The sequence below is a fragment of the Rubripirellula amarantea genome (assembly GCF_007859865.1).
Classification (GTDB): Bacteria; Planctomycetota; Planctomycetia; order Pirellulales; family Pirellulaceae; genus Rubripirellula; species Rubripirellula amarantea.
Genome location: NZ_SJPI01000003.1, coordinates 784,272 through 801,403 on the forward strand (window position 1 = coordinate 784,272; position 17,132 = coordinate 801,403).

Below are 17,132 nucleotides of genomic sequence, written 5' to 3' on the forward strand. Positions count from 1 at the left end.
GGGTCTCCTCCAGCGGCGAAACGCTCATTCACCACTCATACATCCGCAAATTGGCTCGACTTCGCCGTATCCGCTTCTTGTCGCAGACGGGGAAGATTAGGGCGTTTGGGGAAAGAACCCTTACAATGGTGTGGAATAGTCCTATTGTAGGGTTGGTGACACCTGTCAACTCTGGGGCAGTTTTGCGGCTGGAATCCAGACATTGGCCTTGGCTGACCAGAGGAATTCATTGCGTTCCTCAACGACTCACGGACAATGGGAGCGTTCGCCCCGAGATGCGAACATTAATTTACAGCACAGACGAACAGCGGTTGGAGCTCCCCTCGCGTTCGCTGTGAACTTCGACCCTTAATTTTTTGAAGCCTGGCTTTGATGGCGACCTCCACAGAAAACACCAGCTTGCGAACACAGCTCTCCAATCGCCTTTCGAGCGACGAGGACAACGACGGTCTGGAGATCTTCGCGATTCTCAGTCGCCAACGTTGGTTGATCGGCTTGCTAACTCTCGCCGGGTTGGCGGTTGGGCTCATCTACGCTCTCAACGCGGAAGTATGGTATCGCTCGCAAGCGAAGGTGCTGATCAATGAAAAGAGCGCGGGCTTGGGTGCGGGATCCGCAGCCACCGACATCATTGATGAAGACATCCTGGCCAACCACATGGAATTGCTGCAAAGCCGCTTGATCGTTGGCGAAGCACTGGAATCCAACGGGTTGATGAATCTCGAATCCATCACACCTCACCTGGGCGATTCGGGTGATCCCGTCGAGTACGTGATTGATCGTTTGGAATTGGTAAAGGGCGGTGACGGATCAGCTAAGACAGCACGTAGCCTGAACATTGCTTTAACTCACACCGACCCCGAAGACACCCAGTTGATTTTGACCGCGGTGCTGAAACGCTACGAGCAATTCATCATCAATCAAGTTGAGCAGGTGATGGGTCGCGCCAACGAAATGGTCAACAAGGCCAAGACCGAAGTTGAGACCGATCTGGTGGCGGCTGAACAAGAATATTTGACGGCCAGACAGGAAGCACCGTTGTTCTTCCAAGGTGAAGGAAGCAGCAATATCTACCAGGATCGCTATCGCCGTCTGCAGGAACAATTGCTCGACATTGATATTCAAGAATCCACCATTCGCACGCGATTGGAACGGGTCGAAGAAACTCTTTCAGAAATGGACGAGGAAAAAAGCACAGCGGCGGATCAACTAGACAAGTTAGCGTTGATCGATAGCGAGAGCCTTGAACGATTAGGAGTTTTTGCAGGGCTGCAAATGAATTCAGCGAATACGGCTGAGTTCCGAGCCGCGATGCCTGCTCAGACGGAAAAAGCACGAGCCGAAATCACTCACCTGTTACAACTCAACAGCGAAAAGCAACGTCTTACCGCTGTCTTTGGCCCTGGGCATCCAAAGGTTCAAGATATTCAAAGCGAAATTGAATCGGTCAAGGCGTTCCTGCAAGAGAACGACGAGCTTGCGGAACCAGCGGCGATGTTCGCTGATAGCACACTAACACCTACGGGATTGTTACGGGCTTACGTCGGTTTCCTGAATCACGACATGTCTGCGCTTAATGAACAACGCAAAGAATTAACTTTCTTGGCCGCTGATGCGGAAGAGAAAGCAAAAGCGTTGATCGAATACGAATTAAAAGATTTGGTCCTGCAAAAGAAAATCTCTCGCCAGGAAGCTTTGTTCGATGGCGTTGTTCAACAACTCCGCGACCTCGATACTGCGAGTGGTTTGAGTGGCTACCTTTACGAGTTCTTGGAAGTTCCACGCCTTGGTAAAAAGTCATGGCCGAAATTGCCCATCTGCGGTCTCGGTGGACTAATGCTTGGACTTTTCTCTGGATTGGTACTCGCGGTGGCCAATGAAGTTCGTGATCGACGCTTCCGTTCGGCGTCAGAACTCGACGAAGCAATCGGCCTCCCCAACTTGGGAATGGTTGCGAAGTTGAACTCGATCCGAGAAGGCATCTCTGGATTGATCGCTGCGGAAAACTCCCCCAACGCGGAAGCTTTCCGACTCGGGCGTACGGTCCTGTTGCCTGAGATTCGCTCGGGTGAATTGCGAGTACTTGGTTTTACCAGCCCGATGCAGGGGGACGGAAAATCGACGGTCACGTCCAACTTTGCCGTTTCGTTCTCGCAAATTGGCTTGAAGGTGCTGGTCATTGACGCCGACCTTCGTCGACCAAGTGTTCACCGCTATTTCTCTGTCGCGAAGGGAGCTGGCCTTTGCGATGTCCTTGAAGGGCGTGAACAGTTCAAAGATATGATTCGCGAAACGGAAGCCGAAGGCGTCCATGTGGTCACAGCCGGGTCGTCACCCAAGATGGCAGCAGAACTACTTCAATCCGACAAGTTGGATGAAGTGATTGCTGAGGCTCGCGAAATGTACGACTTGGTTCTTGTTGACTTGCCGCCCGTGCTAGCCGTCTCGGATCCGATCGTCGTCATGCCTCGACTTGACGGCGGAGTCTTGGTGGTACGCGTTTCGCGTGTTCGTCGTGACGAGGTAATCAATACAATGAGACGGATCGAGTCTTCGGGCGGTAACTTCGTCGGTTGTATGCTCAACGCGTTCGGTGCTGGCAAGAAGTTCAATGTCGAAGGCGGATATTACGGTTACTACCGCAGCGACTATTCAAGGCCAGCCAGCAAGAATGGTTCGTCCAAGCGAATCGCATCGCCGGCACGCGCGTCGTCGATTCCAACGGACATGAACTAAAAGTCGACGTTTCGGTTGTCGCAAAAAAAAAAGCGGCGAGGGTAATCCTCGCCGCTTTCTTTTTTGGGAATCATAACGACTGTTAGTCGCTGTTAACCGTACGGGTGATCGCCTGGACGATGCCGTTGCCGGAGAACCAGTTCAGCGTCACGTTCAGAGTCGATGCACTTGGCTTGAACATCAGCATCACAACGTCGTTTGGAAGGATGCGGATTCGTTCTTTCGGATCGTAGATTGCACGGTCCAAGTCGGCACGGATCGTCATCTGGCGACCGTCGGGCAGTTTGCGAAGGATCAACACGCGGGTTGGTTCTCGCAGGTAGCCTGGGTTTCCGCCGGAAAGCACGGAACCATCGAGTCCCAGAGGACCACCGGCCGAACCGGTCGCCATGGCAATCGCTTCGATCACGTCAACGTCTTCATCGCGCGGCAATGGAATCTTACCACCGGGTAGCAAACCGCCGGTGATGAAGTATTCATTACGACGAGGGATGTAAAGCACGTCGCCTTCGCCAAGCGTAATGTCTTCTTCGGTGAACGGCACTTGTTCGCAAGGACACCCGGCCAGCGGAATTCGGATCACGCCAGGGCTGCATCCATCACCTTGACCACCGCTGACGAGACTTTGCAAGTTACCCGCACTTAAGAAGCGATTGTCAAAGCCGCTTCCTTTGCGAATCACGTAGACTTCGCGAGGAGCGTCGGTTCCTGGCAATCCACCAGTTGCAGCCATCGCGTGCAGCACATCGTTCTCGTACACGGGCAAGTCGATGACTTGACCACTACCGCGGTGAATTTCGTCCACTGACTGTGGCGACACAATGCTGACGTTCTCCGCTGGTGTGTCTTCACGAAGTACGACTACTCGAGTCACACGAGGTTGCGACAGACTGATTGTGATTCGTTCGCGACCTTCCTGAAGAATGTCTTCCGCACGATACTCTTCCAAGATCGAATCGATAGCTTGGGTGATGGTCTGTCCAGCAACGACTTGTCGTCCGATCAAAGGAAGATCGATCGTTCCATCGGCTTCGACGCGAATGGGCAAACCGGTAGTTGGACCAAGGCTTGATCCACGAGCAGGGTAGTACCGTTGATTGACCGCTTGCGTTCGTTGCACGACCGGGGTTTCATCTTCGGTAGGTGGAAACACACCATAGATGTAAACCGAAAGCGTGTCGCCAGCACCGATGACGTGATCCGCAGGCTTGGTTTGTCCCAGCGCAGCGAACGGCAATGGTGCGAGAGATTCGCGAGGACAGTCAAAAAGATCGGGCGGCAGCCGGTGAGCTGGAACGGCATCCTTGGCGGATGAAACCAAATGACAACCAGTACTACTGGTCAACATCCCAACGGCCATCAATCCCATCATCAGGTGCCGCAGGCGAGCGGGCTTAGATGCGATCTTCGTAACGATTCGCGATCGAATTGGATTCGATTGATTCATTGCTGATTCCCTTCGCAATGGACTTTTAGTGACTTGGAAAAGTGTCGTCGTACAACGAACACATCGTTTGTCGATTTTGCGTGTCCGAACCATCCTTGATCCGATAGGTGTCGCCCCTTGGCGAGGCGACACATTCAACACGTTCGACTTGTATCTATTGAGTACCGAACCTTATTTGGCGAGTACTACTGGCGGTTGATCGCTTTCAATCATCTCGAATGTTACCGGAAGCATTTTAACAGCGACTTCAGGATGTTCTGAAACGCTTGCTTGCTGAGTTGCATTTGACTTGACCGAAGAGTTCGATTTGGCAACCGGCGCGTCGGACTTTGCCGTAGGCTTGTCTTCAGCAATGGTAATTTCTTGAGCTCGCTGAACCGGTGCGTTGTCGACCACAGGCTTTGCGGTCGCCTGCTTAGCATCAGCGGTTGTCGCTGGTACTTGGTCTTGAACGGGCACCGGAATCTTGATTGCTGGCTGAGCGTTGCTGACTTCGGCAAGCTTCGTCTGAGCTAGCTTTTCTTGTTTCAGTTTCTCTTCGGCGATCTTTGCTTGAGCTAGTTTGGCAGCCGCAATTCGCTCTTCCTCAAGCTTTGCCTTTGTGATGGCTGCTTGACGTTGTTTTTCGAGCTCTTCTTTTGCGAGATCCTTTTCTTCCACAACGATGGTTTGCACTTTAGCTGTGGCTTTTACCGCAACAGCGTCGTTTTGCAAGTTTTCGATCGGGTCGCTGGACTGCAGTTGAACGGTTGCATCGCTTGGCAACATGACATCGAACGCGGCACCGAAGATGGTGTCGGCATCGTTCGCCTTAAGAAGGTCTTCATGTGGGACAGCAGCGATGTCTTGGGTGACCAAGGTTTCGGGCGTAGAGATCATTCCAACGGAAGCGTCGGCTTCAAGCACCTCGTCGCCGTTATACTCAAGAGCCGACTGGTCGGCCTCACCGTCAATCATGGGAGCGGGTGGAACAGGCAGTTCCGATTCGCTTGGAATGATCGTTTCGGTGTAAGGCATCTCGATCAGGTCCGTGTACGCCGACGCACCCAGGTAGTTTGCACCACAAGGTCCGCAGGCTCCGGTTCCACACGGCATTTCGCAACGTGGCATTGGGCATTCACAAGTTTCAAAGATGCGTAAGTGATGCGTATCGGGGAACTGTGTTGCCCGTGCCGCACCGTCTTGCCAACCGCTGTAGAACGCATGGCGTCGGTTGTCGCAATCGTCGAGAACCTGTTTCGGATTCCAGTATCGCTGAGGCGCGACCGCTGGTGGGCAATTCGGTCCCCCGGTCGAGATGGTATAGAAACCATCAAGCCATCCGAGCTTGTAGTCATGCGGATATCGCTCGCACTCAGGTTTTCCACACTTGTGGTACTCAAGAACGGCGCGAGCCTTTTGAGTGTTTTCGTACTTGGCATCGTTCAGTGCAGCGCATCCCACCATGGATAACAACGCAACTGAAGCCAGTGTCCATTGAATCTTGTTCACGACATGCTCCTGCGGAATTTCGGGATCCTTCCCTAGCTGCTGTCTTCGACGATCCAATGATCTCCTATAGCCTGAAAACACCAACGAAACGGGTGATTGGCTAAAGCTCAACCCAACGATCCATGCGACTGGTTCATTGGTCAAATCCGGTTCGAACCGAATAATCGGTACATACCCCCAGGCCAGTGCACATCAGCACACCACCCCCGCGAGCCAAGTGGTGATATACCCAAGAGTCCGGTGCCGTTAAAATAATCACAAGCGGCAGCGGAGGAATTAACTCTCCTTATAGAACTCTCACTGGTGGTTTCTTAACCGGTGCAACAGTTTTGATTGGATGAGGGGTGCCTATATGTTTGCCTTGACTAGGATGTCCGAGTGAGAAAACCGGAAAGCACATGCTATATTGCCCAACCAGCAAGGTTGCTTGACTCACGATTGGCCCAACCCCGCAGGCGGCGGGTTTGGGTAACAAAGCTGCATTAGTTTCCACATCGAGATTTATTTGGACATGTCCAAGCTACCTGTTGGCGTCATTTCTGCTGACGCGATTGAACCGATCGATCCCATCTCGCGAGCGGAAATGCAATCGTTTCCCGGCGCATGGACAGGAGAGTATGAAAATCCAACCGCCAAACGGATTCAACGGCCCAAGGCATTAGCCGCAGGTCCAAGCGGAACGGTTCGGTTCTTCCTAACCGCCGGATCATTGTTATTAGTTGACGCGATCGCCATTGTTTCATGTTTGGCTGCCACCGCGATTGTGATGCAGTTCGCGTTCGGACTTAACACGAACGTGAGTATGTTCTTTCAGTCCTTGGGCGTATTAGCTTGCTACTTCGCCATTGGATCGTTGATGGGACTCTTTCCGGGGACGGCTGTGAGTCCGGTTTTGGAACTTCGACAACTTGTCCGCTCATGCCTTATCTCTTGCGCCCTCGTCCTGTTGCTCAACAAGCTATTTGCGACGCTTAGTTTTTCGGAACTTGTGATTGGGACAGTCGGCGGGATCTTCACCGCAATCTGCCTACCGTTTGCTCGAACGTTTAGTCGCTATCAACTTGCTAAGTTCGATTGGTGGGGCGAACGGGCGATCATTATCGGCGCTGGTCCTCAAGGTCGTGCGATCTACAACTTTCATCAGCGTGCCCCGCAGCGCGGCCTACGTCCCATCGGACTTGTCGATTTCCCTCAATCTCCGATGGAAGTCACATTTGATTCAGGGAATCCTGATCTTCCCTATCTTGGTTCGGTTGAAAGGATCTCGCGACTAGCACAACGCTATCGGATCCGATGGGGAATTGTTGCTCCGGCGGGATGCGATACCCTCAGCATGAATGAGGTGATGAAGTTCAGTGCAGACCTTAAGAACCTGCTCGTGCTGCCTTCACCCTACCTATTGCCCAGCCTGTGGTCGAGTTCGCGCGAATGTGCTGGTGTGCTGGGCGTGCACGTCAGCGACCATCTACGCAGCCCTATCGCACAAGCGGTCAAAAAGCTCATTGACTGGGTAGTCGCCTTTTTCGCGTTGATCGTCTTAGCTCCTATAATCGGTACTTTTGTGCTGATGATCAAACGACAAAGTCCAGGCCCAGCGTTCTACGGACATGAAAGAATCGGTCGTGGTGGCAAGAAGTTCAAAGCGTGGAAACTTCGCACGATGGTCACCAACGCTGACCAAGTTCTTGAGCAGCATCTCGAAGCCGATCCCGTCATGCGGATGCAGTGGATCGAAGATCAAAAGCTGAAAAACGATCCTCGCATCATTCCAAAGATCGGACACTTCCTTCGCAAAACCAGCCTCGACGAACTACCGCAACTCTTCAATGTTTTGAAGGGAGAAATGAGTATCGTTGGACCTCGCCCGATCGTCACAAACGAAATCGGTCGCTATGGCGATATGTATCCTCTTTATCTTCGCGTAGTTCCGGGGATTACCGGGCTATGGCAAGTAAGCGGTCGCAATGACACAAGCTATGACCAACGCGTTCGGCTAGACAGTTATTACGTTTGCAATTGGTCCGTTTGGCTTGATGCGTACATCGTTGTTCGCACCTTTCGTACGCTGTTGCTTCGCGAAGGCGCTTACTAGAGCGAAGGCCAATCATCGCTCTCATGTTTTTCCCATGACGCACGCAAGGTTGAAGCCCGTGCGCCGGCAGGGTCCACCCAAGAGATTGTCGCAGCATGAGTTCTATTGAATCCAAGCTTCTGGAACCCGGTCAGTGCGGTGCCAAGCTATCCGGCCTGCAGGGTCGTATTGGTTTTTGCACGGGTTGCTTTGACATTTTGCAGTCGGGCCACGCCGTATTCTTCGAACAATGCAAGGAATACTGCGACCATTTAGTGGTTGTCGTTGGGCGTGGGAAGAACATTGGCAAGCTCAAACCAGGCCGCCCCATCAACCAAGACAACAATCGGCTTTTTTTGGTCGCGGCATTGGAACCAGTTGATTTCGCAGTGTTGGGCGACGAAGAGTACAGCATGGGAAAGATCGACTGCGTCACGTTCTGCGAGGACGTTCACCCGGATGTCTACATCGTTAACGACGATGACAGCGGACTGGATCAAAAGCGCGACTTCAGTCGCGACCGAGGCATCGAACTCGTGACGGTCCCGCGCGTCGTGCCCAGTTTTCTACAACCCACTTCGACTACTGAAATCATTGAGAAGGCGAAGATCTCGACGTCTTGAGATCGAATCAACCTATGAAGATTTTGACCTCTGGATTCTTTGACCAACTCAATCCCAGCCAACTTCGGTTTCTTCAGTCAGCGGCCAGGCTAGGCGATTTGTACGTCGGTGTGGGCTCGGATGAGAATCACTTCCGGCTCAAGTCAACTCGTTCGCTGTATTCGCAAGCTGACCGCGCCAACATGTTAGCCGCGTTGGAATGCGTTGCCAGCAGCATTGCTTTGCATGGTGAAGGGGAAGCGGATTTTGAAGAAGCTATTGAGTCAGTGAATCCCGATTGCTACCTCTCGTCGATCTACAACGATTCACCTGTCAAACGAGCACTCTGCGAAAAGCATGGTGTTGAGTATCGCGTTGTCGACCCGAATGACTTCGATGGTCGCCCCGTGGAAGCCACGCCTGAAAAATCAGTTAGCATCGACACCACCAATCTGTACTTCCCTTATCGGATATGCATGACCGGGGGTTGGCTCGATCAACCGTGGGTCTCGGAAGTTCATCCTGGCGGTGTTACCGTTTTAGGAGTAGAACCCGATCGCAGCTTCATGCTGCGCGGCGGAATGGCCACGAGCACTCGTGAGACAGCCAAGCGAATTTGGTCGACGTTTCCGAGCGGTGACCCAGTTCATCTCGCTGAAATTCTATTCGGAGCCGAGAACCCACCAGGCAAGAAATACATCTCTGGTTCACAGGACGCTTTGGGGCTCTGTTTGCCGGGCTATTCTTTGCTTCATTACGACGGCGGGTTTTGGCCCACCAAGATTGAATCTGAATGTGACAAAGAGACAACGGCTTGGTTGGAAAGCGTGATTTGGATGGTCCCGCTACGCGAACGAACCGATGGCTACGATCCCCTGCTCGAACAAGATCTATCCCGTGCCAATATTTCCGGTCTAGCTCGTTCAAGCGAGTTGGCAATGAAAGCGGTCAGATCCAAGTCCACCGAGATGCTTGGTGAAGCCTTGCTGCTAACTCTTGATGCGTGGCGGAAGATGTTGCCGCTCACGGTGCCCGACGAGTTCGAACCCTTCTTTAAAAAGTTCGACGCAACCGCAGGATACAATATGTCAGGTTGTGGTGGCGGATACTTGATCGTGATAAGCGACAAGCCCGTCGAAGGTGGCTTTCAAATCCGGGTTCGACGAGCGTAGCGGGTCATTTCGCCAGACATTCCTGGTCAACTGGAATCCCGAGTTCGGCTGCAAATCGTTTGCCGATCTTTGCGATGTCGAATTCTTTCTCGGCATATTGCCGGGCACGCTCGCCCATTTCCTGCCGTCGTTCATTATCGGCGGCCAATTCCATCGCCATTCGTACAAATGGTTCGGACTCAGTGGCTGATGTGTTAAGACCGACATCGAGATCACGAATCAAGCGAGCAGCAAGATTGTCGTGAGGAATTGCGGTTAACAAGGCTCGACCCGCGCAAAGATAGGTGAGAATCTTGGAGGGCACGCAGAACACTCCTGCATCGGGTTCCAAAATCGCCAGCAATACATCTGCGGCACCGAGCACCATTGGCAATTGCGAAAACGGTTGAAACGGCAGCACGCTTAGGCTGGGAAGTTTCTTGCTGTGCTCGGCCAACCAATCGGCAGCCTCACCTTCGGAGATCACGATCAGACGTCCGCGTTTCTCTTTGTCCAACCTGATCGCCAAATCGAGCAGCAATTGCGGATTGTGTCGGACCGACAATGTCCCTGAATAGATAAACCGAGGCTCATCCCCCAATTTCATCGATTGCGACCAATCATTGTCACGAGGCATCTGTGGCATTTCGTCCAGCGGCGCCCAATTATGAATCGGTTGAATCTTGGAAGCGTCGACACCTTGCTTCAGCAAAAGCGGAGTGAAATCCTCGGTGATGGGGATCACGGAATCACTTTGCCGATAGCTCTTCCCGTCAAGATGAATGAGATAGTTTCCCGCAAGTCCTCCCAACACGGGGATTTTCTTGCTTAGCACACGTTTGGCGGCGACTCCGTACATGTCTTGGATCCACGTTGCAACGCGAGCGTTGTTTCGGTTGCACCAATTCACCAACATCAACTGGGCTACCGTGGGAGTATTTCCCGAAAGCACCGCTTCCGGCTTGCGTTGTTCGCAAAGCTCGCACAGCAAGCGTCCATACTTTTTTTCAGAGATGAAACGATCCACGAACCGATACTTCTGGATCATCTTCCCAAGCGACAACGGCACCACTTCAAAGTTTGGTGGATCATCCGGCGTGACTTGCAGTGAACCTTGCGGTGTGTGCGTGGAAGACGAAAACGCGTGAATGACGCGAATGCCCTGATCTTTCCAAACCGATGCTAGGTACCGACTCAGTTCAACCTGGAAAGGGTGTCCGGCATAGTCATGAATGATGACCGTTCGTTGATTCATAGAAGAGGCCACCGTCTACTTGATGCGCAGATAGATAGAAGAAGGAAAATGTTTTCCTACCGCTGCCGGGCTCGACTTCATGCCGTCAGGATAAAGGCCGTCAACCAATTCCAGCGGTTGATAGCTCGGGAAGACATCACGCAAAGCGTCAGGTCTTTCGTGATGCAAATGACTTTGGCAGAACAAAATTTCCACCTTGTGATTGTGCGTTAGGAAGGCTCGCAACAGCGAAGTTTCCATCCAGTGAAGATAAGTGTGCAGTGTTTTTGGTGCATAGTCATACGGCAGATAAATGTCGTGAATATGAACCAATACTCCCGGTCGAATTCGGGGCAGGATTTCTAAGAAGAGGTAGTTCACGTCGCTTCCGGGTTTAACCGCATGCGACGAATCAATGAACAACAAGTCACCTTCACCCAGTGCCTCGAAACAATCTTCAAACGCAACACGCTGAACGAATTTCTCGATCAGATTGACGTTCATTTGACGAAGCTTATCCGAGGGATAGGGTTCGACGCAGGTGATTTCGAACGGCTTGGGCGATTCCTTCTGATTAATTTGAAACGCTTCATACATGCATTGTGTTGATACTCCGCTGCCCACTTCTACGACGCGTGAAGGCTTATGGTGGCGAATGAAGGCATGTAGACACTGAGCCTCGATTGCACCATATCCCGGCCCATAGTTGTTCTGGGTAGCGAAGGCGAAGGTTTCACTTTTGTCGTATTCGTCCTGATACGGAAGGCAAGTCTGACGAAGGGTTTCGACTTGCGCATCAAGATCGACTGCAACGCCAGGCATCGCTGACGGCTTGGCCCAATCTTCCCTCGTTTTTTCGAGTGTGATTACATCAGGTTGGGCCGAATAATAGTGAACGGGCGAAACATGCAATCCAGCACGGCTAAGCAATCGGTGGACACCGAACGATTGCGCTTTGATGAATGCCTTCAATTTTGATTTCATAACACTAGCCCTTGGGGAACAACTGTTGTGCAGCGTCACGCAAGAAAGCCAACTCGGATTCCTGTTCTTGATGCAACATATCTAAATCGAGCAAGACTGGTTTTGCCCGTATCTCGTCGAGCCCTAGTCGTTCGAACAAGTAAGCGCGAGGTGTCGGGTGACACAGCATTGCTGGCTTGCCGGCCGCGAGCGTTGCAACACAAGCATGCACACGGTCCGATAGCGTCAACTCAGTTTGGGAATAGATCGTGAAGTACGTGAACGGCTCGTCGGATCCAATCGCTCCTGGCTGACTGTAAACCTTCCATGTGATGTGCGGGTTCACTCGATGCTCGGGACGCATTACGGTCAGTCCGTCAATCTTCTCTGGCAAAGAACGCATGTCCAATCGAGCACCGAGATAGCACTGCCATTGCCCTGCGGCGGAAAATTTCTTCAGGAGTGAAGGCTGCTTCAATGCCCAGTGTCGGCCCAGTGCCTCGAACGATTGATCCGCGTTGGCGGTCACCGAACCAGGAAGCGGAGCGTTAGAAACCGTCATGTTCGGTTCAGGATACTGATCGAAGTTGACGGTGATGTAAGGATCCATGTCGAGTTTGACAGGCGTGTAGGCGCGTGGCCAGAAGAACGCACTGTCGATGCCGCTGTAGGTAAGCGGTGCCAAGTCTTTGATCTTCTCGTAGGTTCTCGCATCACGCGAACTGATCATGTCGGGCGGGTACTGCTTCAAAAAGCTGATCGCTGCGTCGAACTCTTCGTCGGTGTAGCGAAAGAAACCAGCGCTAAGCAGAATGATCTTGGTCCCGCGTGCTTTCAGTGCCTTGAACGTCGGCTCCCAAATAGCACGAAAGGACGTCGTTAGCATCGGACCTTGAAGAACGACATAGTCACAGTCGATGTACTGAAGCAACTTGATGTCGTTCTTAGGGTTCCCACTGTGCTTTTTGTGAAAAGTACGGTACGCCGGTTGATCTTGGATCTCGCTGACGTTGGGACCGAACGTGTTCTCCACGATCCACTTGCCACCAATATTGAAAAAGGCGTTGCCGATGTTCTGGCCCCAAAAACCATAAACGAGGGCACCGCGGGGATTCGATTGCGTCATGCGAGCAGTTCTACTGAGCGAAAAGTGAGTGAATAAGTGAGGCCACATGAGACGACGGTTGATCGGCCGCCGATGGACGTCACCTAGAGACTAGCTACTCAACCTCGAACATAGAAGCGAACGTTGCCACGTCTTGGGAAGCCTTTCTTGACTCCCCCCCCTAATCCAAACAATTGGAATAGGTGTACCACTCGCTACAAATCAAACTGACTAGATGTGTCCTAGCCAGCGATCATTAGCCCTTCCTACTCGTCGCCAACGCCAATTCGAGGATCCGCCAAGCTAGACGTGACGCCTAGCAAGAACAGAAAGGCGCCGATCATTTGGTAGTCCGCGTACACGGTGAATAAAAGCACCGATACCGACGCCGCTGCGGCGACGAAGATTTGCATCTGCTCTCGCACCTCAAACTCGCGTGCTGTCATCATCGTGATCATGGGAGACACCATCAACAACAAGAAGCACGCGAGCCCCACCCAACCGAAGCGAAGCAACAACAACAAATATGAATTTTCCACCGTCCATACGACTTCCGTGGCCATGGCTTCCTTGGGCAGGTAAGGAATATTCGGTGGAAAGCCACTTACCGCCTGAGTTCCGTAGCCAAAAAATCCCGCCCGCATTGCCGAGCGACCATAAACGTCGTAAACCCGAAAGCGAGCCAGCGTGCTGGTGTGGATCTTTTCTTCCCCATTAATCACTACGACTTTTTCGCGTTCGTCACTGAAGTCGCCGGTCTTCATCCACATTGTCTTTGCGGCCTCGAAGTTCATCGCAACCGCTCCGATTCCAATCGCAACGCTGACCAAGCCAGCGAACAAGACCTTACGACTCATCGTGGTCGCAAACACTCCGGCCGCAGCAAATATCGACAGCACCGCAGCACGAGACAAGAATAAGCAACCTATCCCTAGACTGACTGCCGCCGTTAGATAGCGTCGATTGAATTGCTCCTTGTAAGTCCAGCCCAACGACGCGACGGCAAGCGGAAGCATCGACATTAGTAGTGCGCTGAAGAAAATCGGATGCGTGGTGAGTCCGGCTGTTCGAATGATCCCATATCTTTTGGTCCGACGAGGCGGCTCCCAGTCCGCAAACATCTCGGTAACATCGAAACAAACATTGATTCCACCAAAGACATCAACCATCCAAATGGATAGCGAGATAGCGAAGAACGCCCAGATATGAAAGCGTGCATTGCGTAGGGCTTCAATAGAACCAAACGCATACCGACCCGAAGCGTAAGCGAGCATCCATTCCCCGTACGCGCGAACGATCGCCAATGGCCCTTCACCATGTACCACACCGTCCGAAACAGCGTGAACGACCATGATGGAACCGATCGCGATGTCGAGCATGTTCAAACGAAAAGCGAGTGATCCCCGCGTCAAAACGAATGCGAACAAGCACAGTGCCGCCGAAGCCGTTTGCACACTGATCGGATTTCCGAGAACGTCGACAACCCAGTAGGTAGGAAACCAATAGCTCGCTACGATCGAAGTACCAAGAGCCAAAGTGGCGTCGTGACGAAATCGTAACCAGAAGAAGTTTGCTAGAACAACGGTTAAAGCGAGAGCGAATAAGAGCGTCAACGTTTTTCCTGACCAGGTAGTCACTAACAAATAGTCATCATGGCTCGATTGCCATGATGAATTATCCAGGTGCGATCATTGACCGCGACCGGCAATGAAACTTACCGCTTGTGATATGAACCAGCAGTGCTGGTAACCAGCGTCGGCTCCGAAATTGTATTTTGTTTCGGCGTCGCACATGTAATCACCATGGAACAAATTAAGATCTTTGCATGTCCGACTCCACCGAGCCTAAATCAAGACCTCCCCGAAGTTTCACCCGGCAACTGGCGTCAAGCGGCATCTGGTCAGTTGTGGGTCGGGTTGCAGCGATTGGATCGGTTTTGCTGAATTACCGGCTGGTTTGCGAGACGCTCCCTGAAGATGAATTGTCGATTTACAACACTGTATTAGGCATCGTCGCCTTAGCAGCCTTGGTATGTGCGTCGGGATTGGGGTCGGTCTTGCTGCGTCGGTTGAGCCATACGCGCCGGGCTGGGACCGACGATTCAGGTGACCATCCCGAATCGGAAACGCCACCTCCGAAATCGGCTTTGTTCTTTCAGGTAACGGTGCTTTCGTTTGGGATATGGGCGTTAGTTTCTGCTGTTTTCGTCGGCATTTTGCTTGTAGACCCCCTGTTCTTTGGCTGGGTCGTGGCACCAATCGCCGCGATCATAGTGACCTGGATCGCCGCTCGGTTGATGCTGAGCTTGATCACCGAGGCGGCGAGAGCACTGAAGCACTTCTCATTGGCAGCGATAATCGGTGGCCAACAAGAGGGCCCCGCAGTCAACTTGCTTGTGTTGGCCAGCCTGCTTGTTCACGGCAAGGATGTAGATACCGCCGGTAAGGCGATCATGCTGCACCTGATCGCGACATCCATCGTCACGGTTTTTTCCATGGTGTTCATGCTTCGAGTTTTCAAACAGCATGACCGCCAACTCAGCTTCCGCTTTCCGGTCGCCACATCAAAACTGTTCTCGGAAAGTTCAAAAGTTTTGGTTTCTCAGGTGGCCACTCGGGGCATCACTGACATCGAGACGATTTTGATCGGCAAGTATTGCAGCAGTGAGATGATCAATACCTGGGGAGCGATTCGGCGATTGATGATTGCGGTTAGCGCACCATTGCAGTTCATCAACGCGGCTATCCCCGGCTTTATCGCGGAACTCCATAGCCATCGTGACTACAAGAAGATGGAACGACTACTGCGAGGCACTTGCACACTGGCAACTCCACCGGCAATCGTCGCGTTCGTTGGAATCTGTTTCTTTGGCGGCTGGATGTTAGCCATTTTCGATCCCGCGTTCACAATCGGAACGCCGTCGCTGATTTTGCTGGCTGCTGCGAACGTGATCTTCGTGGGTGCCGGCAGTGCGGGATTAGCGTTGCGAATGACCGATAACCAAGGTTTTGCAACAGTCTCAACGCTCGTGATTGGCGGCTTATACCTTGCGATTACCCCATGGGTGATTGAACATTATCAAATCTGGGGCGCAGCGGTGATGGGCACCATTGTGATCGTTAGCCGAAACGCAATTGCCACGGCACTGGTGAAGTGGCGGCTCGGGATTTGGTGCACACCCTACTGGGACCCTCGCAAGGCGGGTGGGATCTTAACGATCATACGGAACCGCAAGCAAAAGCGGATTAAGCAGCCAGCGACAGCGACAACGGATTCGCGGGAAGGGCTTTAGCGTATTGCCGACGATTGAGCGTCGACTAGACTGACGCCATCACGAAAGTCGCCAGCCTGATGCTTTCACTTTTCTCCGCAATTTGTTGATGCAACACGTTTCATGGACAGCGAACCCAAGCAGGCCCCACGTTCGCAGCCTTCGCTGGTCAAGCGTCTGATCCAATCAGGACGCTACCGGTTTCAAACCAGTGAACTTCGGCATCGTTTCGTCTCGCTGCGACATCGCGGACTCAAACCCAACGACGTGTTCCTGGCGTCGTACCCGAAGTCGGGCAACACTTGGATACGCCATTTGCTCGCGCATATGGTCACTCAAAAACCAACACCTTGGCGTGGCGGTATCGATCAGACTTCTCATTCGGTCGGCCGGCACCAACACCTACCTTCGATTGGAACGAGTGGTCGACTGATCAAGACTCACGAACCCTATCGAAGCGAATACAAACGCTCAATTCTTTTTGTTCGTGATGGCCGTGACGTGGCTGTGTCCGAGTACTTCTATCAAAAGGCGTACTCGAAGAACTTTTCAGTCTACGAGAATTCGTTTGCCAAGTTTCTAGATCTGTTCCTGCGAGGCAAGACGAACGGTTATCGCAGTTGGCACCGACACGTTGAATCATGGCTCGACGCCGCTGACTTGGACGGCAACGATTTCCTAGTCCTGAAGTTCGAAGAGCTAAAGACGGACACGTTGGGGTGCCTTCGAAAAATGGCCGACTACATCGGCATCGACGCAAGCGATGAATTGCTTCACGAAGCGGTGGATCATTGCAGCGTTAAAGCGATGCAACAAAAGGAAGCTGACTTCTGGGCTGCCAAAGGCGAAGCAAATCGAAGTTTTGTTCGAACGGGAAAATCAGGCGGATGGCGAACGCACTTCACACCCGAAATGGAACGCAAGTTCTGGCAACATGCCGGATCGGCAATGGAACGTTGTGGGTACGAGCGCATTGAACTTAGCGACGCCCCCGAAACCGCTCCTCCCGCGCCGGACTCCCAAAGCGTTCGCTAAGACTTTTTCCCTTCGACCGTTTGGAT

Annotated in this window: 12 protein-coding genes; 6 read left to right on the top strand and 6 right to left on the bottom strand. The window is 52.5% G+C overall.

Translation table 11 applies throughout. The features are described 5' to 3' along the window. The first annotated feature begins 372 nt into the window (after nt 1–372). Nucleotides 373–2,736 (top strand): polysaccharide biosynthesis tyrosine autokinase, encoded by a 2,364-nt coding sequence (locus tag Pla22_RS23025; protein ID WP_146517135.1) that lies wholly within the window; start codon nt 373–375, stop codon nt 2,734–2,736. Between the two features lie 82 nt (nt 2,737–2,818). Here the strand turns inward: Pla22_RS23025 and Pla22_RS23030 are convergent, their stop codons facing one another. Then, on the bottom strand, nt 2,819–4,183 hold the full coding sequence (locus Pla22_RS23030; protein WP_146517137.1) for a polysaccharide biosynthesis/export family protein: 1,365 nt from the start codon (nt 4,181–4,183) through the stop codon (nt 2,819–2,821). 171 nt (nt 4,184–4,354) lie between these two features. Then, nucleotides 4,355–5,674 carry a hypothetical protein gene (locus tag Pla22_RS23035; protein WP_146517139.1) on the bottom strand — a complete coding sequence of 440 codons (1,320 nt, stop codon included), beginning with the start codon at nt 5,672–5,674 and terminating at the stop codon, nt 4,355–4,357. 511 nt (nt 5,675–6,185) lie between these two features. On the opposite strand from Pla22_RS23035, the gene wbaP reads away from it, so the two are divergent. The 3 genes from wbaP to Pla22_RS23050 all read left to right on the top strand — a co-directional run bounded on the left by wbaP (nt 6,186) and on the right by Pla22_RS23050 (nt 9,519). Further along, on the top strand, nt 6,186–7,766 hold the full coding sequence (gene wbaP, locus Pla22_RS23040) for an undecaprenyl-phosphate galactose phosphotransferase WbaP (RefSeq protein ID WP_146517141.1): 1,581 nt from the start codon (nt 6,186–6,188) through the stop codon (nt 7,764–7,766). A gap of 95 nt (nt 7,767–7,861) precedes the next feature. Next, nucleotides 7,862–8,368, top strand: coding sequence for an adenylyltransferase/cytidyltransferase family protein (locus tag Pla22_RS23045; protein WP_146517142.1), 507 nt, complete (start codon nt 7,862–7,864; stop codon nt 8,366–8,368). A 14-nt stretch (nt 8,369–8,382) separates the two neighbouring features. Next, nucleotides 8,383–9,519 carry a nucleotidyl transferase family protein gene (locus tag Pla22_RS23050; RefSeq protein WP_146517144.1) on the top strand — a complete coding sequence of 379 codons (1,137 nt, stop codon included), beginning with the start codon at nt 8,383–8,385 and terminating at the stop codon, nt 9,517–9,519. A gap of 4 nt (nt 9,520–9,523) precedes the next feature. Here Pla22_RS23050 and Pla22_RS23055 read toward each other — a convergent pair whose 3' ends face one another. The 4 genes from Pla22_RS23055 to Pla22_RS23070 form a co-directional block, all read right to left on the bottom strand. Next, entirely contained in the window at nt 9,524–10,753 is a 1,230-nt protein-coding gene (locus tag Pla22_RS23055) for a glycosyltransferase family 4 protein (protein WP_146517145.1), read from the bottom strand. Nucleotides 10,754–10,768: 15 nt separating this feature from the next. Then, entirely contained in the window at nt 10,769–11,716 is a 948-nt protein-coding gene (locus Pla22_RS23060; protein ID WP_146517147.1) for a class I SAM-dependent methyltransferase, read from the bottom strand. A 4-nt stretch (nt 11,717–11,720) separates the two neighbouring features. Further along, a complete protein-coding gene (locus Pla22_RS23065; RefSeq protein ID WP_165440803.1) occupies nt 11,721–12,821 on the bottom strand; it encodes a polysaccharide pyruvyl transferase family protein in 1,101 nt (366 codons plus the stop codon). A gap of 245 nt (nt 12,822–13,066) precedes the next feature. Further along, nucleotides 13,067–14,413, bottom strand: coding sequence for an O-antigen ligase family protein (locus tag Pla22_RS23070; protein WP_146517151.1), 1,347 nt, complete (start codon nt 14,411–14,413; stop codon nt 13,067–13,069). Nucleotides 14,414–14,625: 212 nt separating this feature from the next. Here Pla22_RS23070 and Pla22_RS23075 point away from each other — a divergent pair, with 212 nt between their 5' ends. Next, on the top strand, nt 14,626–16,092 hold the full coding sequence (locus tag Pla22_RS23075; RefSeq protein WP_146517153.1) for a lipopolysaccharide biosynthesis protein: 1,467 nt from the start codon (nt 14,626–14,628) through the stop codon (nt 16,090–16,092). Between the two features lie 102 nt (nt 16,093–16,194). Beyond that, on the top strand, nt 16,195–17,106 hold the full coding sequence (locus Pla22_RS23080) for a sulfotransferase domain-containing protein (RefSeq protein WP_146517155.1): 912 nt from the start codon (nt 16,195–16,197) through the stop codon (nt 17,104–17,106). Nucleotides 17,107–17,132 lie beyond the last annotated feature (26 nt).

Coding starts and splice junctions, on each gene's coding strand:
- Pla22_RS23045 (WP_146517142.1), top strand. CDS start 7,862: ATGAGTTCTATTGAATCCAAGCTTCTGGAACCCGGTCAGTGCGGTGCC.
- Pla22_RS23080 (WP_146517155.1), top strand. CDS start 16,195: ATGGACAGCGAACCCAAGCAGGCCCCACGTTCGCAGCCTTCGCTGGTC.
- wbaP (WP_146517141.1), top strand. CDS start 6,186: ATGTCCAAGCTACCTGTTGGCGTCATTTCTGCTGACGCGATTGAACCG.
- Pla22_RS23025 (WP_146517135.1), top strand. CDS start 373: ATGGCGACCTCCACAGAAAACACCAGCTTGCGAACACAGCTCTCCAAT.
- Pla22_RS23030 (WP_146517137.1), bottom strand. CDS start 4,183: ATGAATCAATCGAATCCAATTCGATCGCGAATCGTTACGAAGATCGCA.
- Pla22_RS23055 (WP_146517145.1), bottom strand. CDS start 10,753: ATGAATCAACGAACGGTCATCATTCATGACTATGCCGGACACCCTTTC.
- Pla22_RS23050 (WP_146517144.1), top strand. CDS start 8,383: ATGAAGATTTTGACCTCTGGATTCTTTGACCAACTCAATCCCAGCCAA.
- Pla22_RS23065 (WP_165440803.1), bottom strand. CDS start 12,821: ATGACGCAATCGAATCCCCGCGGTGCCCTCGTTTATGGTTTTTGGGGC.
- Pla22_RS23075 (WP_146517153.1), top strand. CDS start 14,626: ATGTCCGACTCCACCGAGCCTAAATCAAGACCTCCCCGAAGTTTCACC.
- Pla22_RS23060 (WP_146517147.1), bottom strand. CDS start 11,716: ATGAAATCAAAATTGAAGGCATTCATCAAAGCGCAATCGTTCGGTGTC.